The sequence below is a fragment of the Paenibacillus sp. MAEPY2 genome (genome assembly GCF_000499205.1).
GTDB lineage: Bacteria > Bacillota > Bacilli > Paenibacillales > Paenibacillaceae > Paenibacillus > Paenibacillus vandeheii.
The window spans coordinates 150476-171182 of sequence record NZ_AWUK01000021.1; the positions used below are offsets into that span (position 1 = coordinate 150476).

Consider the following 20707-nt stretch of genomic DNA (forward strand, 5'->3'; position numbering starts at 1 on the left):
GGAAAGTTGATCTCCCGCCCGACTAGTGTCCCCGATATCCCCACCATTCTCTATGTGAAGCATCCAAAACCCGGTGGACAACAGATAAAGAGTTGCTTTTATCTATGCCCTAACGCTGCTCCAGTTTATTTCACGTTGGTCCAATAATCTTGAATTTCCTTGGCGAGTCCATTACGGTCAATCACATCAGCCAAATATTTCTGCATGGAAGCACCCAGTTTGGACCAATGGTCAGCTGGAAGCGCGCTCATCGATTCCTCAATTTTGCCTGCCTTAATGTATTCACTAATCGACTTGCCCAGCGGATCAGCCGGTTCAAGTGTAATATTGCTGAATGCAGGAATGACGCTGGCCTGATTCACCAGGAAATCTTGACCTTTAGCCTCATAGACTATCCAGTCCAGAAATTTTTTCGCAGCTTCCTGCTGCGCTGGTGTGCTTTTTTCCTTGTCGATCAGAATGCGTTTGGATACGGCTGCAGAAATTTGCGTGTTGCCAAAATCATCGGGATTGTTGCTTATAGGAACCGGTAGGAAGCCATATTGTCCATCCGCGGTATCAAAGCTGTGAATTTGCGGCCATGCCCAGTTGCCTTGAAACCAGATGCCAACCTCGCCTTTACCCAGTACTTCGGGTCCACGCTCATACGTCCCGGACAACGGGGAGGCTTTGTCGATGTTATAGGTCTTCATCAGATCGAACGTATCCATCAAGCCATTGAATACAGCGTTGGAAGCCAAATCCACTGTACCTGCTTTCAGATCACTTATGAACTGATCCACTTTGGCGCGATCCGGAGACTGTCCGCCATATGCAAGTGCCAGATAGTGGGCGCCAAGCGACCAATCCATAGGTGATACAATTAAGGGTGATTTTCCGGTTGCTGCAATCTTCTGAAACAATTCATCGAGCTGTGCAGTGGTTTGCACCGATTGGGGATCAAATGTGCCGCCTACGGCCTGATCCAGTATCTTCTGGTTGTAGATGAAACCATATCCTTCAATGGAGAGTGGAAATGCATAATTTTTCTCCTCAAATGTTGTTGCCGTGGTGCTATTTTCGACGGCATCCTTCATCCACTTTTCAGAGGTAAGGTCCATGACACGGTCCTTGAATTTCTCAACATCTCCTGTATCCAGCATCATCATTGTTGTCGGATTGCCAGATGCATAGAGCGCCGAGGCTTTCTCAAAAGGAGATTGCCCACTTCCTACAGGTACGATTTCCAGTGTTATATTAGGGTTCTCAGATTGAAAATCCTTTGCTGCCTGCTCCAACTGACTGTTTATTTCAGCTTTGGAATTCAGCAGTGTAATTTTGACAATATCACCGGATGCGGACGATGACTCCGTTCCCGCTCCTGACTTGGCACCGCCACATGCCGAAAGAATAACTACCATAACCAATGATAAGACTGATAATTTCATCCATTTCCATTCTTTTTTCATCTGTTATTGCCCCCGTTCAATAATATAAAAGGAACCGCTTACAAAATTGATTATAGTGTCAAAGGTTTGACATGTCAATCGTTTGACATAAAAATAAATAAGTTACCTTTCCATTAATTATTAGAATGTATAGACGAATAAAAGCATGCAAAAAACGACCTTGTTTAGGTCGTCTCTCTCTCCACCAGTGTGACTGGCAATATATGCTCCATCCCGATTTCCTCCTCAGCGATCTGGCCTCGGATCAACTCTACGGCTAGCTCAGCCATGGCCTCCATTGGCTGCCTTATGGTTGTAATTCCTGGCATCGCGTAACCCGCCGCCTGGATGTCGTCATAACCAACAATTGCGATATCCTCGGGAACTTTGCGACCATGAAGCACGATTTGCTTCAAGGCATGAATGGCCATCAGATCACTGGTTACGAACAGTCCATCCACTTCGGGATGCTGAGCAAGCAGTTTTCCGACCAATTCGGTATACTGATGCTGACTGAACACATTCAGGTCGGTTTCATGGATCATGACCGGCTGGATTCCATGTGCCTTCAGTGTGTCCGTGAAACCTGTAGTTCTGCGATTAGACAGCATTTGCAGCCCTAGATTGCCGCAGATATGCGCCACGTGTCGTCTGCCCTTGGAGAGCAGCAATTCGGCTGCCATAACCCCACCCTGATAATTATCAGATGAGATGAACGGGATGTCAGTACTAATCTGTCGGTCCAATGTAACGATGGGAGAATGCAGATTCATGTACTCATCCACTTCGAGCGTATGACTGCCCATAATAATGCCGTCCACCCGATTCCCCTTGAGCATCTCCACGTACTCTCGCTCTTTGGAAGGGTCCATGTGCGAGTTGCACAGCATCATTTTTAACCCGTTCCGGTATGCATAATACTCAATATAATTTGCCAGTTCACCAAAAAACGGATGTGAAACATCAGGAATAATCAAGCCAATGACGTTGGACTGCTTGCGCAGCAGAGAACGGGCAATTTCATTGGGACGATAATTCAGTTCGTTCATGGTTTGGTACACTTTATCCCGAGTCTTCTGACTGATGTAACCCCGATTGTTCAATACACGCGACACGGTAGTTACGGAAACGCCTGCTTTGAGTGCAACATCATGAATTGTTGCCATAACAACCTCTTTTCCTACAACATTCTTCATATCTTAATAATTATATACGTATTTTCAGCCCCAAACCAATCCGCACGCCAGTCTGCTCTTTACTTCGCCTGGATCTTCGCTCTGGGCATACTATGCATGGCCCCATGTGTCACATGGGCCTGAACCACATACGTACCTGCCTGCTCAAAAGTATACTGCACCTCATACAGACCATTCTCTACCTCGCTTGCCTTCAAGGCGCCTTGTTCCTCCAGCTTATCCTCTGTCATCATTCCTAGTTCAGGCGAGACTGCCGGGGCATCCTCAAGCTCATCCCATATCTGGAATTGAACTTGATCCGCATCGCTTACCGGCACTTCACCCTGAGTAAGCTTCACCTGCAAGGTCACAGGCTTATGGAGAGAAGCCTTGTCAGGGACCACCAGCTGTACTTTGATCATCTCCGGCATCTCACCAGACTGGGACTGCTCCTCATAGGAGCATCCCGCAATCAGGAGGGTCAGAATGATGAAGGGCATGAACCAACGGACTTGTCCGCTCATCAATTATCTGTCCTTTCTTATGAAGAAGATTTTGGTGTTTTGCCAATTCCCCACAGCATCACAATAATGATGATAAATGCGATCAGTGCAAGTAACGGTATCGTAATAAAACCAAACCAGTTCAAGTAATCGGTATAACACGGAATTTGTCCACATGCCACTGAACTCCCCGTAGCGGAGTAAATACGCTGAATCGTTACATGATATAACGAGATTCCGCCCCCAATGAAACTAAGCGGAAGAACATATTTGGTGATGCCCACATCATCCTTGAAGTAGGCAATCCCCAGTAAAATCGTTAACGGATACATAAAGATCCGTTGGAACCAGCACAGATCACAGGGGATGTATCCCTTAATCTCACTAAAATAAAGGCTGCCTCCAGTCGCAATGACTGATACAGCCCAGGCAATAAACAGACGGGTATCAATGTTTTTTGCCCGTCCCTCAGGCTTTGAAGCTGTGTCCATCCGCTTGAACCCCCTTTTCTTGTTTGATCATACCGAATAATAATACAACATACATGACTCCAACGGGCTAGTGTTACAATTATGTACAGTCCATAACCGTACCGTGATCCATATAGACGTTTCGGTGAGGTTGCTGACTCCCCTGATTATACCAAATATTTGAATATTTTGATGTGGTCTTTTTGCGTCCAGGTGAAGCCGCTGAAACGGAAAAAAGCTGCCGTATGGGGCAGCCTTTTCGTTCTTCTTTTATAAATAGCGATTACATTGATTTAGTCAGTGTGATGGAACCATCTTTTTGAGCCCATTTTACATCCCAGCCAAGAAGCTCAGCGATGAAACGCAGTGGCACTTGTGTACGTCCATCTTTGTTTACAAAGACCGTTGCACCTACATTTTTCTTCATGCTGTTCACTTCCATAACGTTGTTGTTCACCCAGAATATCAGCGTATCATTACCAGCCATTACGGTTACTTGCTGTGCTTTTTTATCCCATTTCACAGTTGCACCAATTCCTTCACTCAGGAAACGCAGTGGAATGTAGGTTGTGTTTTTCCAGAGCATTGGTGTTGTGTCCATATTGGTTGTTTTGTCATTGATTTTCAGCATTTTGCTGTTCAGTTGCATCCATACAGTAGTTGTATCTGTTTCGGGCATTGTCGGTGTCGTGGGCTGCTCTTGGAATTTGTCGTTGAATTGCGTCACGATTGCATTACCAAGGGCTTGACCTACACCAAACATAACTTTGAATCCTTCACGGTTGGTGGTGTGCGAACCTTCGTAGTTAGCCGCAGCGTATTGATCCAATACTTGCTGCACTTGCTTCTCATGTGTAGTCAGTGCTTGTTGTCCGGCAGCTTTCGGCAGGTTACCTGCAGTTGCGGAATCCAGGAATGTCGCGAACTCCGTCGTGAATCCATCAATACGTTTTTCGACAGCTGCACGAGCCGCTGCATCATTGTTTTTAACGGCTGTTACATAGTCGCTTTGTGCATTTACATGGTTGGTTACCCAAATTTTCTCGAACGCATTTGCACCGTCGTTACCGTAAATGGAAGCGATCGCTGCTTTGAAATCCGCTGTGTTTCCAGCTTCAGCTGTAACCAGTGCATTCGATGCTGCTGGGCGACCATCATATTGCTCTTGCATTTGCAGAGCCGACAGAGCAAAGTGCTCGGAAGCCAAGTGATTCAATGCGGATCTCAGATCAGCTGCTGGTGTATCTGCTTTGCTATTCTCGAATTTCTCAGGCATTTGTGTTGTGATTGCTGTGGAAAGTGCTTTACTCACGTCGAACATTTCTTTGAAGCCTTCACGATACGCTTTGTATGCATCTGCGTAGTCACCAGCGACATATTCATCAAATACTTTTTGCACGAGATCTTCATGTACTTTCAAAGCATTTTTGGCTGCTGCTTTTGGCAATTTGCCTTCGGTTGCGGTGCTCAGGAATGTAGAGAATTCTTCTACAAAACCATTGATGTTATCCTGTGCCTGTTTGATCCCAGCCTGGTTGCCCATTTTAGTTGCTTTCACAAGATCGTCTGTATATTTGTTATGAGCGCGGAAGATGCGTTCGAATTCTTTGGCTCCTGCATCACCGTAAAGGGAAGCGATTGCCGGCTGCATATCCAATGCATTTTGGTCGAGTGCTTTGTAAGCTGCGTCCGCATCTTTTGCTCCGTCATACGCTTTCGCCATTGCGGTTACTGCGAGTGCAAAGTGTTCGGATAACAGATGATCCAAGCTCGCTCTCAGGTCAGCAGCAGGTGTATTAACACTTGCCTTCATCGTTGTCATCGGTGTCTGTGGTGCTGAAGCAGCCCCGGCGATTCCTGGCATCAATAACGTCAAGCTCAGCATGGGTGCGATAAATTTCTTCATTTTCATTACGTGTTCACTCCTCGGTTAGTTTTGTTTATCCTTTGTTTCCTCGTCGTCGTCTTCATAGGGTGTAACGTAGAGTTCTTCCATCTGGATCACCTCTCTGGGCAAAAAAAATCGCCGCCTCCGTCCAGGAAAGCCGCGAATGCGTGCCACAACAAGGTTTATCTCAAATTTAAAATTTTAAAATTATATTGATCCGCTCCATTCAGCACTACATACATACTGTAAGTGAAGAACTTTATTTTCCTATATTTATCAATAAAAGCTTACATCCAAGGTGAACCTGAAGTACAATGAACAGAACGATTGATTTCAATGAAGGAGGTCATCGCATGACATTGCTACCCTATATTTTAATTATTGGTATTGCCCTGTTCGGTGGTATTGCTACAATGATCATCGGGAATTCGAAAGCGAATCAGACCAGCAACCCCGAGTATGATCGCAGGACCAAGCAAAATTTGAGCAAACTTACCTATGTATACGTTGGTGCCATCGTTCTCGGCATAGGCGGTTTCGTCCTGTATTTATTCAACTGAATAACCTTACTCTCCGCAAAGTACATGTTTGAACTTTTTGAGTAATTGAAGGTTTCGTTGTACATATGGGATGGTTTGGCGAACCATTCCTCTCTCTCTTATGACGTTCAAGAGTCCACGTACCACCCACAAATGCATTTGTTCGTACAGGCTTGTCCTGCTGAACGAATTACCTCCCTGTGCATATCCCTGCTCAAAGTCAGCTACAATCTCTCCTGCTTCTCACTCCTTGCTTCTCCATCATCTATAATGTGAGTGCTCTCCTCTGTATATAACAAATTTCAAATGGCAAGATCCTTACACATGTTTACAAGTTGGAGATAATTCAGAATTATTCTGGATATGTTCAGCGGGTAATATAAAGCCATAAGGACAGCAAGCCATTATAAATAACAAAATTTAAAGGAGAGATATATGATGAAGAAAAACTTGAAGAAATCCGCAGCAACGATGATGGTATTGGGCATGACATTAACAGGAGCAACGGGTGTATTCGCTGGTACTCAATTGGAGAAAATCTCGGCATATCTTAACCACGGTATCAGCTTCAATGTAGACGGTGCGGCGTACTCACCAACGGATGGCAATGGCAACAAACTGGCTCCAATCACTTACAACAATTCCACTTATCTGCCTGTACGTGCCATTGCTGATGCGCTGCATGTACCTGTATCGTATGACGGCAAAAAAGGACAGGTCATTATCGGAGAAGCTACAAGCAATCCTTCCACTTTGAGTAATGTAACCTATAGCGCAGCGCAAAAAGAAGCCATTCAAAAGGCATTTGCACAGTTCGATGGTTTCGAGGCAGCTTACGCTCCTCAGCAAATGATTGCAGGTGATACGTTCAAGAGTGTAGGAGCTGGAGAAGACGGCGTAAGCTTTACGTTCAGTCATATGAAAGTGGGTGTGTCTCCAAGAGATTATTCGGACGGTTACAATGGTAAAGACGTAAAACTGTCTAATGGCGTCTCAGCCAAATGGTACACACCGGATCAAACGGGTATGCTCACGTTCAAACTGGATGATCGTTACGTTACGATTAGCTCACCGGATCATAAGCTGACTCAAGCTCAGCTCCAGCAAGTGGCTGTATCTGTGCAAAAGGTACAAGGCAACGATCAGGGCGTTACCGGGTTCGCTGATGTGAAATATACACAAGAACAGTCGGCTGCCATCCGCAAAGCATTTGCAAAATTCCAAGGATTTGAGACTGCTTACGCACCACAACATATGATTGCCGGGGATACGTTTAAAAGTGTAGGTGCTGGCGGGGACGGCGTAAATTTTGTTTTTAATCACATGAACGTGACAGTTTCACCCAAAGACTATTCCTTCAGCTATGACGGCAAAAATGTAAAACTGCCCAACGGCGTTACCGCCAAATGGTATACACCGGATCAAACCGATATGCTGACATTCAAACTGGATGATCGTTATGTGACCCTCAGCTCGCCAAAAAACGCATTAACTCACACACAGCTGGAGCAAATGGCGGTATCTGTGCAAAAAGTGAAATAATTTCGAATTTAAAATTAAGGAATCACTTTGAAAATCATACACCATAACAAACACACATCATTCCGTTCTTCCTGATGAGGGACAGATTTGATGTGTGCTTTGTCCTATTCCAAATGATCGCTATGATTCTAAAAACAAGGCTTTTGTCCAGATTCATTTCATATTGAATAACGTTATAATGAAGTATACTGCATTTAACAGAAGAAAAGATAAGGAGTAGATCATAATGGACCAGCGGATCGATCTATCCCCGGAGGAACTGCAGCAACTTGCGGGTGAATTCAACAAGGCCTCGCAAAACGGACATGATATCCTTGCGCAGCTCAAAACGATAATTGACCAGTCTGAAGGTCAGTGGGAAGGTGAGCGCCAGCGTGAGTTTTTACAACGAATAAATGGTAGCATAACGTCTATGAGCCATTATTTGCGTGGATTGCAGGAGACAAGCAATAGTCTTCAGCAGACGGCGACCCGTTTTCGTGAAGTAGATCAGTCCCGATAAAGCAAAACACATGTCACATCACATTGCATCAAAAAAACCATGTACCCGAAGATGATGATTTATCATTCTTTCAAGGCCATGGCTTTTTGAGATTTCTATGATTCACTCAAACTTACAGCAAACGCCTCTTCTTCCTCATCGGCATAACCCCTGAAAATGATCTTTTCGATATCTTCATGATTAAATACATACGTATAATCCGCATTGATATACCCTTCCGGATACAAACAGCCAATATAATCGAACTGACGTGGTGTTTCCGTCATCAACATTTGCTTGCGTCCATAGATGATTAGCTTTTTGGTGCCTTCTTTTAAAAGGATGACGGAGCCATTGGGCAGTAAAGTGGATGTTTCTTTTTCCATAGTGATCATGCTCCTTTATCATTTTATGTTTTTATTGGCATGAACTTCATTAGACTTGTTCAACACCCGGCGAAGCCAGTAATATCGGTGTACATCCATAATAAAGTGAAATACGACAAAAGCCAGCATAATGTACACACACATGAGCACAACAGCTACGGTCTGCTGCGTAATAAAAGCCAGTGAAATGTTGGCCAGAAGATATCCAGCTCCCGTTAACATCGTTAACATAGCGACTGGCATTCTGGAGCCCATTTCCCCTTTTTTTCGGTGAGGGGACTGTCGCAGTTTACGCAAATGAAACTTCGCATACTGATATAAGGCAAATCCATATAAGACAAACGATCCAATGGCGTACCACGGCGTTGTGAAGCCCAACATGCCGTATGCGAACTTTTGCACAATAATCATAAAGCCCAAAGAACAGACGATCCCAAACACACCCCGAAACAGGACATAATTCAGCTGCAACTTTCGTGGTGTTACGATCAAGGCGACGGCCCACACATTCATCACCACCAGCAGCGGCAGGAGAATATAAGCGTATACGGGTTGGAACGGAACACTGAACACGGGAATCAACAGAAATATGTTAAGAAAGAAAAGTACCAGCGTACCCGCACTGAACCGAATGCCCTCTACCGCATATACAGCCAGATAGTTTTCGAACGTCTCCCGGTGATAGGACGTTCCTTCGTACATTGCAGAAACCGTGGTACCGGTCGTTGAATTTTTACGTTTTTTGCTTGCCATTTATTTAAACCACCCCGCTACTGTAGACCAGGCTTTCTTCGCACCATGCTTAACGACATCCTTCACAGAATCATCCTTCCCATCGCCGTCCAGATCCATATTCATCGTTACCCCTTCCGCAAGATAAGTCAGGCCTACGGATACGCCCAAACCAACTGCGCCTACTGCCAACACAGGTGCTGCAGCAGGCAGAATAGCCGCTGTCAGGAGTGTTGCGCCAACGGTTGTTGCGCCGCCGACAACAACATTACCGATGATATCTCCAGCAATTTTGTCACTAGTCGCATTATGGCTAATGTTCTCCTGGGTATCTGTGAAGACATCAATGCCAACACTTGCCCATCCCAACTTGTCCGTTAATGCAGACTTGACCGCATAACCCGGCTTGACCATAGAGGCTATTTCCTTAATCTGCGGGGTAGCGGTTCCATTGGTAAGTTTGGCTTCAATGTCACGGACATAGTGAATTTTGTAGTCTCTGGGTCTTCCGTTCACAATCTTGTTATCTTTGACCGAGTCGTAGCTTTCACGAACCAAAATACGTGGCGTATTCCGGTCCAGCTGCGGCTTGACCATAAATCCGTTTTTTACGCGATATCCCAACCGTGCAACAGCCGCAGCTCCTGTCAGTGTTCCTACCGTGCTTCCCGGTCCATCGAATGGAGCGAATGGATTAATTCCGGTCAGCCCAAATGTACCACCTGACTGATCCTCTTGTTCCATTCGCTCACGGGTGGTTTTCACAAATGCCGCCAGTTGCTGCATATTCTCTCCAGCGTTCTGAAACCGCTGCTGGTGTGTCTGGTATAACCCAATGATGGTTTGACGATTCCCAGACTGCCAGGCTGCACCCTGAATGGAACGTTGCAGAGCGCCATCTACCTGCTGCAGTTGTGCGGTAACCTGTTCAATCTGCTGTGCGAGGGAGTTCAGGTACTCCGCTTTCATGATAATTTTGGTCAACTGGACTTCCTCCTTCGACTTAAGAAGATGCTTCCACCTGTTTAAACCGCAGGCAACATAGATAATGAACGTGTCGTTAGCAAAAACAGACTCTGCACCAACTCTTCTTCGGTCACCTTGAATGCGGTCAGATCTGTATCGTTACCTTCTAGGAATAACCAATTGCCATCGGTACTGCCCAGAAAATAAATGGTTTGCGACTTACCCTCCGTGCCACGAGTGTACACGTCAAATTGCCCCCTTCTCCGGATCGTCGAAAAAGCATGGGATAGCTCGTTGATCAACGATTCATTGAGATGATGGTCCTGCTGTAGAATCGATTGCATGGTCTCGAAGTCCGATCCAATCGGTAACGCGGATAGCTGCTGCAACGTTTCTGCCTGAATGGGTGTGCGCATCATTTCCTCTGCCGTATCGGGCAACTCGATCCGGTTTCCCATGAGTTGGAACAGATCCTGCAATTCTTCGAAAGAAGACAGTAACGCCTGATCCCGTGTGGGTGTCCATACCCATTCAACAATTTGCATGCCTGACAAAAAACCATAAATCACGGACGATTCACCATCCGCAATATGCAGATCAAGTCGGGTAACTGCACTACTGAGCTTACACCCCATCAGCAGGTTATGTACTTGCGGATCTATAGTGACTTGTCCACCTTCTACTTCAATGACACTATCTTTAACCAGACGGTTAACAACTTGTTTATACATGCACTCCGCCTGCTTACCCTCCAATGGGGGATCATTCAGATCTCTGATAAGCTGGTCAGCTTCGGGAATATTCATCAGTTGAAACAGAAACAAGGCCTCTCGGCCGGAACATTCAAACGATGTATATGAAGGCAAGACATTCCCTCTTTTCCTTAGTATAGGTTAAACATGTTATGGAAAAGGTCTATCATTTTATTGTAAAAGGTTATACAACTGCACTCAATGCGCCCTCGCTCCTGATATTGGGGTGATTAACCTGATTATATTTACCCAAAAAATGCATAGAGGCACAGCAAATGACACCGTCCCCCTACTAATTTGTCCACTATAAAATTCACCTTGCCCAATCGGCTAAACGGATCACTCTCCGATAATTCATATAATCGATCATTTCCTCCCAGTCCAACTCACCAGCATTACCATCACGATAGTATACGGCTGCAGCGGGCAGAAAACCAACCAACAGTCCCATGCCACCACAGATCATTGCGCCACCGTCGCCCCCTTTGGGTATCATGGTTCCAGATGCATCAACCGTAAGTTCATACGTATAGGGATCTCCTGCAAACTGGATACCAAAAAAGTTGGGCAGCTCCAGATCATATGGACGCTCATCCTCTTCCAATAGGGAACGGCCCGGCTCTGCCCATTCATCCACTCTTCCCTCAACCGCTTCGAGGCTCCCAAAATGCTTTAATTTCATCGTGTAGTCAAAGCTGTCTCCCCATGGAAATAATGTGCGGCAGCCACCTCCATACAGATACTCCCACTCATCTTCAGTTAGTAAACCAAAACCCGATTTTTCTTCTTCCTTGATGAGGTAATCCAGTGTTAAATCTTCATTGAACGAAAAAATCTGCACTGCCTCACCTTGACGTACCAGACGGAATTCTTGATGCAGTTCATATTGGTTCAGATCGGACAGCTTAAATTTCTCCAACTCTTCTGCCAAACAGGCATTCTCCTGCGCTACCGCTTCAGCTTCCGTCACTTCAATCCAGCCAAGGGAATGGTTGCTGCACTCCACTAACATGGGCGCAATATGGACTTCTCTCACAGGAGACATCTGGCTACATAAAAAAGAATCCACATTCTCCACACCATACTCACTGACCGTCTCCAGCAAATCCGCGGAAGTCTCGTCGTTCATCCCATCCTGCCAGCGATTCCACCCGAGTATTACCCGGTCACCAGGCACAAACACAAATTTCTGCTCATCATATGAAAATACACCTGTCTCGATTCCCTGATCGTATCGTTCAAATGTCTCTAATCCTTTATACTGCATACCTACGGGAAAATGACTAACCAAACCACGCAATAGTTCCTCTTTTTCCTGAGCAGATAATCCTTTCCATGCCTCCCGATTTAATGCTTCCACGCACTCTCCCACCTTTCACTTTTGCCCTCAACTACCTTAAAGCCCTCACGGGCATACCCTTATTTCCCAGCCGCCTTTAACAGTTCTAATAGCAATTCTTTCCGTCTTCCGTCGGCCTTGCGGGCCAGCGTTGCAAGCTTCTCCACCTTGCCCCAGATCGGATATAGCGCTCGCTCCACTTCATAAGACTCCAGCTTTTGCAACTGATTCACCAAAGGCTCAAGCTTCTCTTCATTTTCCAGTTCCGGCTGGATCTTGAGCTTCAGATAATCCGTAGAACGTCGCAAGCAAGCAACTAACGCAGGTATAGAACTAACCGTAACACCATGTGTCTCCGTAAAGGCAACGGTGAACTTATCCTGTACCAGCTGATGCTCATCATCTACTTGGCCCATATAATATTCAACCAAAGGGAAATACCGCTCATCTGTCAGCCCAAGTCCGAATGTTGCGTAGCTGCCTGGCATACAGCTTTTCTCACCTTCGGTATCCTCGTAAAATTCGAATTCTTCAATGGCTTCACGTGCATATTCTTCAAGAAGCGGTAACAGCTCTGGATATGATAATGCGTTAGCAAAAAAGCGATGCGTATCCGACTTCGCGAGTCCTTTAATCGGCAGGTATTGCTTTACGCTGGATTTGAGCTTGATCTTATAGCTTTTTGGAAAGCCCTGCTTCAACAGACGGATGATAAAAGCAATGGCCTGTTCGTAGGCAGCTGCTTCTTCCTTGCGAATGTGGATGGTAATCATCGAGAACACATCGTTCGCGGTGAACTCCACCAGCTCATTTTTCACATGAATATCTTCCTTGGCATAGGTTCCGCTACCTTCCGTCATCATGCGAACCGCACGGCTGCTGCCCAATTGTTTGGCCAGCTCCAAGAAAGTAAGGCCTTTCGGTTTACTGTAACTAGGCTCATAACGAAGAATCATTACGGCTGCATATAGCAGCAGATCAATGGGCTGTGCCACGTGCTTCTCATGCTCACTCTGAGCTTCGTCTTCCTCCAAAGAAGCACCTGGCTTAAGTGTATATACATTGGCGCTGTACGCTGAAGGCTGTACATCAAAGTATTGTGGCAAAAAATAATTCTCCGCCCACGACGTTATCGCACGGATAATATCACCACGATGCTCCGCCAGGGCTTCCTGACGCCCTTTATTTAACTCCTGAATCCGGTCATATTGCGCTATAGTCCACGCTACGTTCAGTTCAGGAAACAATTTTGGATCAAGCAGATGACGCGTCAGAAAAAAGGATTCCAACGGCTTTGTTGGATATGAACCTTTCAGCAGCTTTTGGTCTACGTATGTATGAATGCGCTCAAGCAGCTGCTGCCTTTTCCCTTCGTTGTTGTATTCGAGCATGGTCACTTGAAGTTTTCCTTCTGTCGTGGGGAATTTCCCGCGAAAGGTAAACCGATAGTCGATCAACGCTGTATCCACCAACTTGTCCAATTTCTCTTGAACGACTTCTACAAGCTTGGGCTGGATTTCATTTCGCACCTGTTCCTCGGTAAAAGGACCCGTTTTCTTCGATTTGAATCCTTCATCTAATCCAAGATCCACACTGTCTACCGTGGTCCGTCCAGGTCTGTAATCCAGCAAAATATCATTAAAGATCCCCATTTGCAGTGTTGTTCGCTTCACAGCCTTTTCCAGGTCATTCCGCTTCATCTGTTCCTCAAACCATTCATGAATTACCGCAATCATCTCTTCCATTGCCTGATCATAGAGTGTACTCATCCTCTCGACCGCCTTCCCATTTATCTAATGTCTGCTGATGTCCACTAACGTCTTCTGCCCAAAAAGCTCCTACTAATCTCTGATAACTTCGCATACCATCTATATAAAATACGTATATACGTTCGTAGTTCCACCTATTATTTTACTCTCTCAAGCTCACCCGGAACAATAAGTCTTACGCACGGTTGTTCGCTGAAAAAAGAATGATCCTCTCTCCTGCCCATGTCTGTGCATCCCGCATACCAAGACAAAAACACCGGATTAGGCGATTTCCCGCCCATATCCGGTGTATTCACGAAAATAGTACGATCCTTTTTATAACTTTAGTATGATTCATCTGGTGAATTATACACGGTATTAATTGACTGTTTTGAACCATTCATTGACTTCAGTTGTAATTTCATCGCCGCCCATGGATTTCCATTTCGTCACAAACGCGTCGAATTCATCGATGCCAACCTGACCATAAATGATTTTGCTGAACGTATCTTTCTCCAGCTTGTCGAGTGCATCTTTCTTCATTTTCATCGTATCCGTAGGTGCACCCGTGAATTTGTTCTTGATTGCATCATCCTTATGAGCTACCACGACTTGAGCCGCAGCGAACACTTCAGGTTTGTTGGCAATTTTCGTATTTTTCTCAAATGGTGTTTCAGGCTCCTTACCCGAAGCAAGCTCAGCCAGGGTATCCATCATCAGGTTTGGAATCCGTGCACCATCATAAGTGAGTGTGTACTTCAGAGGAGATACGCCGTCTTTCAAATCAGCTTCACCAAGCACTTTGCCATCTACAATATCAAAGTCATATCCTTGGGCAAAGCCATGCTCAAACTCCCCACCCACTTCTGGATTAGCGAAGTTATCGAACAAATAATTTTGATATGTGAAGAAAATTTCCGGGTTGGCCATATCTTTATTGATCAACACAACTCCGTTGCTCGCACCTGAACCGTGGTGATGGCTCTCTCCAGTTGGTCCAGTTGGCAGGGCGATTGCTTTGTAGGTAGCGCCGTCCACGTTTTTCTTCACATCATCGATCGGCCAGTTCGGCATCCAGTGTGGCCCCACAATGATTCCGGCTTTGCCTGCTGTAAACAGTTCGGCTGCCTTGATCTCGTCATATACGCCAGCTTCCTTCGGCAGATAGCCTTTGGACAACCAGTCTTTCATCGTTGCAAGTCCTTCTTTCACACCTGGTTGAATTGAGCCGTATTCCAGTGTTCCTTCAGAATTCAAATTCCACTGCCCCGGCATCGTATTATACATTCCAAAGATCCAGCCGGATTCACTCATCCACGTATTGAGGGCAATCTTCATGCCGACTGTCAGACCGTACGTATCTTTCTTCCCGTTACCATCCGGATCTTTATTCGTAAATGCATCCATTACCGTAACGAGCTCATCGATCGTTTTTGGTTCTTCCAGCCCCAGCTTCTTCAGCCAATCTTCACGGATAAACATAACCGGGTCGCCGTTGTAGGCATAGTCGAAGATCGGAATACCATACCGTTTACCTTCGTACATGTACGGGTACCACTCTTCCGGTGCGGATTCGGCAGCCCCTTTCCATGTGTCGGATGCATACTTGTCGAACAATTCACCTGCATCGGCGAATTTACCTGACTCAATCAACTCACGTACCAGATTGTAGTCACCACGGATGGAGACGATATCCGGCAGCTCTTCGTTAGCTGACAGGGAGAGGCGAAGCTTCGTGTAGAAAGCATCGTTGGTCACCGACACAGCCCAAGGTGTAGTCAGGTCGATGCCCAAGCGTTCTTTGGCCCATTTCGTCTGCACGTTGTTCTGTGCAGTCTCTCCGTTCTTGAACTTTGTATCATCATTCCAGGCTCGCAAATAGCTCATCTGAACCGCAGGTTCATACTTGCCGTCTTGCAGCGCAAGTGGCGCAGCCGCTTCCTTGGACGGTTCTTCCTTTGCCCCCGAACTGCATGCCGTTACGGCAACCATCGTCAGTGCAAGCAATGCAGTCATCATTTTTCTATACATGAAACCCCTCCTCAATCACTTTGAATACCCTTACATGAAAAGGATAGTGCAGCCGGGGATGCAAACATATATCACAATTTCAATGTTCATATTGATTTGTTAACCGTTCCGAAAATCCTGCGGGGTCAAGCCATAATGTTTTCGGAATACTTGAATAAAATAAGGGGTATTGTTGTACCCCACTTCCTGGCCAACTTCATAGATCTTCATTGCCGTATGCTTCAGCAAGTGAACAGCACGTTCCATCCGGGAACGGATAATGTAGTCACTGATGCCTTCACCTGTCGATTGTTTATACATTTTAGATAAGTATACCGGGTGCAGATGTACCTCCCCGGCAATAACTTGCAAGGAAAGATCTTCGCCCAGATGATGGTCAATCCATTGTTGGACCTGTCTAATCATACTTGATCCACTTTCCTGGCCCGTATCGGTTGCACTTTGAGCCCATTGTTCCATCACACTCCGGGTCCATGCTTCCAGACTGCGAAGCGACACACCGTAACCATCCTTCAACAGCTGTTGATACTGCTCACCAAGGACATCGGACAGCTGTCTGCCCTCCCGATGAGCCATGTATGAGAAAGCCGCTGCGAGATAGTGAAAAGCGACATACACATGCTCGGGGAACACACTATCCGATAACTCGGCGAAAATCGAATCAATCTTGCGGTTTGCATCCTCCATCCGTCCTGCTTCCAGCAGTGCAGTCAGTCCAGGTGGCTCATACAGTGCGGCAAGTGATTTCAATGTTGCCCCATGGGAGCCGGCAGCCGCATTGAGATGCAGTCCTTTGCCCGCTTCCGCCTGCTTGCGCAAGGCACTAACTGCCTGATGGTACAGCTGCGGAACCTGCTCTGGAAAACGACCGATCCGGCTAACGGACAGTGAGATCGTCGCGTTTAAATACTGCTTCACACTGTGAAGTAATCGTTCTCCAAGCCGCCCCATTAAGATTTCCGGTTCAGACTGTGCCTGTTTGGGACTAGCCATGAAAACGAGATCATCATAGGCATCGTCCGTATGACAGAGATGATAGCTGCTGCCAAAGATCTCCTCCACCACATTGGAGATAGCGTATTTCATTAATCGGAATGCCTTGTGCGTTGGCTGCGGATCATCATAACGAATGAGCATCAGCTGCATTTTGTCCTGAGGGCGGAAACCAATCTCCAATTGCTCCAGCTTTTCCACAAGTTCACTCTCTGCAAATTTGTGCCCCAGCAGCACATCCTTCATTAATCCAGCCCGCTTCTCCGGTAAATGCTCTCTCACCGAATACATAGCGCGCTGATGCATCAATTGTTTCTCTCCCTCCAGCCGAATCTGGACGGAGGCCTGCTGCACGGCTTCAATCAGTTCCTCATCCCGTACTGGCTTCAGCAGATAACTCACTGTTCCATGACGGAGTGCCTGCTTCGCATAATCAAAGGATGCGTGTCCAGATAAAATGATACATTTGGTACGCTCCCACTTTTGCCGAATATGACTCACCAGATCCAGACCGGACAAGCCCGGCATACGAATATCGGTGATGATAATATGGATTTGATGTGCCGTCATTTGCTGCAAAGCCTCTTTAACTGAATACGCCTTATACACCTGTCCAATCCCATGTTCCCTCCACGGTATGGAGGATGCAATCGATTCCACCGCTGAATGTTCATCATCCACGACCATTAGATTCATCATTAGGATATTCCTCCTCAAACCATCGTATTTCTACACTGAGCCCCCCATAAGGGATCGATGCAAAGTGAAGCCCCGAAGAATGACCATATCGTGTAACGAGCCGCTGGTGTACATTCCAGGTACCCGTGCCAATCTCTTCACCCATCGGTTCATTGATTTCTCGTTCAAGACCAGCAATCTCTTCCGGCGTCAAAGTAACACCATCGTTATCAACAAACAGACTGTATCGTGTGTATTGCCTTCCATCCATTTGCTCTTGTGCTGCCATGCCTGTAACCACGATGTGACCGCTACCCTCCATCGGTTCAATGCCGTGAATGACTGCATTTTCCACGATAGGCTGGATCAGCAGCCTTGGAATGTGCTGCTGCATCAGCTCTTGCGGTACAGCGATCTCATACGACAAACGATTGGTACGCATCTGTTGGATGGACAAATAATTGTCCAGCAACCGAATCTCCTCTTCCACGGTCGTCATATCGTTCTCATCACGTGTGATGTAGCGATAGTAATCTCCCAGACTGAGTGACATGGCAATAACCGCTTCGCGGTTGCCGAGCTGCGTCATATTTTTAATATAAAACAGGCAATTGTATAGGAAATGAGGATTAATCTGTGATTGCAGATGCTTTAACGTTGCTTCTCGTGAACGGATGCGTTCCTCGTATACCTTTTCGATCAGCTCCTGGATCTGCTCGGCCATGTGATTGAAGCTTTGCGTCAGATACGCGAATTCATCACGGGAGTGATCGACCGGAATTCGTGTGGACAGCTGTCCTTTGCGAATCTGTTGCAGCCCTCTCATGAGACGTTGGATCGGCACCTGTACCTTTCGGTATAACAACAGTGCAGCACCAATACTGAGCACGAGCAGCAGCAAAATGGAAGTAATAAACATATTTCGACTCTTGTCCATCGGCGTAAGCAAATCATCCAGCACAACCGGGTTAACATAAATTCCGTTCAGCTGTTTGGAGAGCACATAACTGACCAAGTACTGCTTGCCCCCCACCTCCAGCTGATGGTTGCCTTCACTGCCCAACGCGTTTATCGGCATGTCCTTCATGATGGCCTGGATTAGCTCAGGGTCCGCACTTCGATTCAATAACGGCTCATTGCCCGGTACAAATAGAAAGGGATCTCCCCCTTGGGCCTCCTTGAAGTCGTCCAGCATGGCTACAATGTTCATTGGATCAAAATTAATCTCCATCACGGTTCGAACACCCGTAGTCACCGGTTTTGCACTCCACTCATAATTATCCGTGAAGAAGTAGGTGAAACTCCCTTGATCCAATTGCCACTGTCCAGGTTGGGGAAACTTCAACATGTTCTCATTGTATACGGTTCGACTTGTCTTGGTGGATAAAACCAACTCTGCCTGAGGCAGAACAATGGTAATATCGTTCTTCCAGCGGCTGGTGGACTGGTACAGCGACAATTTGTCGAGAATATCGAGATAGATGCTATTTTTCTCATATTGGCTGGTCGATTCCGTCATGTAACGATAGTGCAAAATACTTGGATCGCGCAGTAACGTCAGCCCGTAGAGCGAAAGCTGCTCAATATTTTTATCCACCTGAGAGCTAAAATAGTTGAACTGGTTCAAGCTGGACTGCTGCTTCTCCTCGACGATCATGTCCACGTTCGCCTGATTGGCGTAGGTGTAGAGCAACAAGATAGGTACCAGCAAGCAGACCAGCAGCATAACTGTTTTTGAGAATACTGTAAATTTCATTGCTTCACCCTGTCCCGGTTAAAGTAAAGATACACATCGAAGTCCTATTTTATATTGAAACCCCTTACATATCTATACTGAATTTCGCATGAAGCCCTTTTCGGCCTCTCTGTCCGCTGCTTCATTTGATGTTCATTTTTATTGAAGAATGCTCTGCTTCCCCCTTTATGTGTTGTTATATCAACAAGTTAATAAATCAACATCCGCCTTGAAATGTTGTTCTATAGCCCACCCGTTTCCATTGCTATAATTCAGTTGCTCCACTTTTTGCAGAGGCTGACTGGCCTCATGATGCAGAGGCTGGACGATATAAAGGAGGGACCTGATGGCTATGGAACAACCACTAACGACCAATACGCCGGTGCGGCAGGCAACACACAATCCACGCAAACGTACCCGCTGGAATTTCAAACGCAATTGGCCGCTGCATCTGATGCTGCTGCCTTCGGTACTGCTCACATTGCTGTTCGCCTATGTGCCTATGGGCGGCATTATTATTGCTTTTCAGGATTTCAAACCATGGCTGGGCTTCACCGGCTCCAAATGGGTAGGATGGGATAACTTCCGATTCATGTTCGAATATCCGGACAGTGTTCAGGTCATCTGGAACACGGTGCTGATCGCTGCCATGAAAATTGTGGCCGGACTCGTGGCCCCGGTTGTGTTTGCCATTTTGCTGAATGAAGTACGGAACTCCACGTTCAAAAGGTTCTCGCAGACGCTGGTATATCTGCCCCACTTCCTGTCCTGGGTTGTACTGGGCGGCATCCTGCTGGATATGCTCTCTCCCGAAGGCGGACTGATAAATCAGGTGCTTGCGGCTGTTGGCATTGAACCGATCTTCTTTCTTGGCGATGGCGACTGGTTCCGTGTAACCGTGGTTATCAGTGATGTATGGAAGGAATTTGGATTTGGTACCATTGTCTTTCTTGCAGCCCTCGCGGGCATTAACCCTGCGCTGTATGAAGCTTCCGAAGTTGACGGGGCAACACGGCTTAAGCAGACTCTGCACATTACGCTGCCTGCACTCGTGCCGATGATTATTGTCGTGGGAACACTATCACTGGGGAATATTCTTAATGCCGGATTTGACCAGATTTTCAACCTGTACAATCCACTTGTATATGATAAAGGCGATATTATTGACACGTTTGTTTACCGGATGGGTATTTTGAATGGCAAAATGAGCTTTGCGACTGCGGTTGGTTTGTTCAAATCCTTTGTCGCCATGTTCCTCGTTATTACTGCCTACCGGATGGCTTACAAAATCGCCAATTACCGCATTTTCTAAGGAGGAATTA

Annotated in this window: 18 protein-coding genes; 4 read left to right on the forward strand and 14 right to left on the reverse strand. The window is 46.3% G+C overall.

Going from position 1 to position 20707, the window contains the following annotated elements; genetic code table 11:
* Window positions 1-125: 125 nt before the first annotated feature.
* The 5 genes from P364_RS0117885 to P364_RS0117905 all read right to left on the reverse strand — a co-directional run bounded on the left by P364_RS0117885 (window position 126) and on the right by P364_RS0117905 (window position 5487).
* A complete protein-coding gene (locus P364_RS0117885; RefSeq protein WP_024631457.1) occupies window positions 126-1448 on the reverse strand; it encodes an ABC transporter substrate-binding protein in 1323 nt (440 codons plus the stop codon).
* A gap of 164 nt (window positions 1449-1612) precedes the next feature.
* Window positions 1613-2593 carry a LacI family DNA-binding transcriptional regulator gene (locus P364_RS0117890; RefSeq protein ID WP_024631458.1) on the reverse strand — a complete coding sequence of 327 codons (981 nt, stop codon included), beginning with the start codon at window positions 2591-2593 and terminating at the stop codon, window positions 1613-1615.
* A gap of 89 nt (window positions 2594-2682) precedes the next feature.
* Complete coding sequence (locus tag P364_RS0117895; protein WP_024631459.1) at window positions 2683-3126, reverse strand: FixH family protein; 444 nt, start codon at window positions 3124-3126, stop codon at window positions 2683-2685.
* 17 nt (window positions 3127-3143) lie between these two features.
* A complete protein-coding gene (locus P364_RS0117900; protein ID WP_024631460.1) occupies window positions 3144-3596 on the reverse strand; it encodes a disulfide oxidoreductase in 453 nt (150 codons plus the stop codon).
* A gap of 262 nt (window positions 3597-3858) precedes the next feature.
* Window positions 3859-5487: a copper amine oxidase N-terminal domain-containing protein gene (locus P364_RS0117905; RefSeq protein ID WP_024631461.1), complete on the reverse strand. Its 1629-nt coding sequence runs from the start codon at window positions 5485-5487 to the stop codon at window positions 3859-3861.
* A gap of 329 nt (window positions 5488-5816) precedes the next feature.
* Here P364_RS0117905 and P364_RS0117910 point away from each other — a divergent pair, with 329 nt between their 5' ends.
* From P364_RS0117910 to P364_RS0117920, 3 genes are all read left to right on the forward strand, one after another.
* Complete coding sequence (locus P364_RS0117910; protein WP_024631462.1) at window positions 5817-6023, forward strand: hypothetical protein; 207 nt, start codon at window positions 5817-5819, stop codon at window positions 6021-6023.
* A gap of 414 nt (window positions 6024-6437) precedes the next feature.
* A complete protein-coding gene (locus P364_RS0117915) occupies window positions 6438-7544 on the forward strand; it encodes a stalk domain-containing protein (protein WP_029881071.1) in 1107 nt (368 codons plus the stop codon).
* A 226-nt stretch (window positions 7545-7770) separates the two neighbouring features.
* On the forward strand, window positions 7771-8046 hold the full coding sequence (locus P364_RS0117920; RefSeq protein WP_024631464.1) for a WXG100 family type VII secretion target: 276 nt from the start codon (window positions 7771-7773) through the stop codon (window positions 8044-8046).
* Window positions 8047-8141: 95 nt separating this feature from the next.
* Here P364_RS0117920 and P364_RS0117925 read toward each other — a convergent pair whose 3' ends face one another.
* The 9 genes from P364_RS0117925 to P364_RS0117970 all read right to left on the reverse strand — a co-directional run bounded on the left by P364_RS0117925 (window position 8142) and on the right by P364_RS0117970 (window position 19406).
* The gene (locus P364_RS0117925) at window positions 8142-8411 is read right to left on the reverse strand and encodes a DUF4176 domain-containing protein (RefSeq protein ID WP_024631465.1); all 270 of its coding nucleotides are present in this window, start codon (window positions 8409-8411) and stop codon (window positions 8142-8144) included.
* Window positions 8412-8429: 18 nt separating this feature from the next.
* Window positions 8430-9164 carry a hypothetical protein gene (locus P364_RS0117930; protein WP_442952278.1) on the reverse strand — a complete coding sequence of 245 codons (735 nt, stop codon included), beginning with the start codon at window positions 9162-9164 and terminating at the stop codon, window positions 8430-8432.
* Entirely contained in the window at window positions 9165-10127 is a 963-nt protein-coding gene (locus tag P364_RS38265) for a hypothetical protein (RefSeq protein ID WP_024631467.1), read from the reverse strand.
* A 41-nt stretch (window positions 10128-10168) separates the two neighbouring features.
* Window positions 10169-10975 (reverse strand): hypothetical protein, encoded by an 807-nt coding sequence (locus tag P364_RS0117945; RefSeq protein WP_024631468.1) that lies wholly within the window; start codon window positions 10973-10975, stop codon window positions 10169-10171.
* A 199-nt stretch (window positions 10976-11174) separates the two neighbouring features.
* Window positions 11175-12221, reverse strand: coding sequence for a hypothetical protein (locus tag P364_RS0117950; protein WP_024631469.1), 1047 nt, complete (start codon window positions 12219-12221; stop codon window positions 11175-11177).
* 59 nt (window positions 12222-12280) lie between these two features.
* The gene (locus P364_RS0117955) at window positions 12281-13969 is read right to left on the reverse strand and encodes a DUF6138 family protein (protein ID WP_024631470.1); all 1689 of its coding nucleotides are present in this window, start codon (window positions 13967-13969) and stop codon (window positions 12281-12283) included.
* Window positions 13970-14326: 357 nt separating this feature from the next.
* Entirely contained in the window at window positions 14327-15979 is a 1653-nt protein-coding gene (locus tag P364_RS0117960) for an extracellular solute-binding protein (protein WP_024631471.1), read from the reverse strand.
* 99 nt (window positions 15980-16078) lie between these two features.
* Complete coding sequence (locus P364_RS0117965) at window positions 16079-17671, reverse strand: response regulator transcription factor (protein WP_024631472.1); 1593 nt, start codon at window positions 17669-17671, stop codon at window positions 16079-16081.
* A complete protein-coding gene (locus P364_RS0117970; RefSeq protein ID WP_024631473.1) occupies window positions 17646-19406 on the reverse strand; it encodes a sensor histidine kinase in 1761 nt (586 codons plus the stop codon). The genes P364_RS0117965 and P364_RS0117970 overlap by 26 nt, the downstream gene beginning before the upstream one ends.
* 331 nt (window positions 19407-19737) lie before the next feature.
* On the opposite strand from P364_RS0117970, the gene P364_RS0117975 reads away from it, so the two are divergent.
* Window positions 19738-20697 carry an ABC transporter permease gene (locus P364_RS0117975; RefSeq protein ID WP_024631474.1) on the forward strand — a complete coding sequence of 320 codons (960 nt, stop codon included), beginning with the start codon at window positions 19738-19740 and terminating at the stop codon, window positions 20695-20697.
* Window positions 20698-20707: the final 10 nt, after the last annotated feature.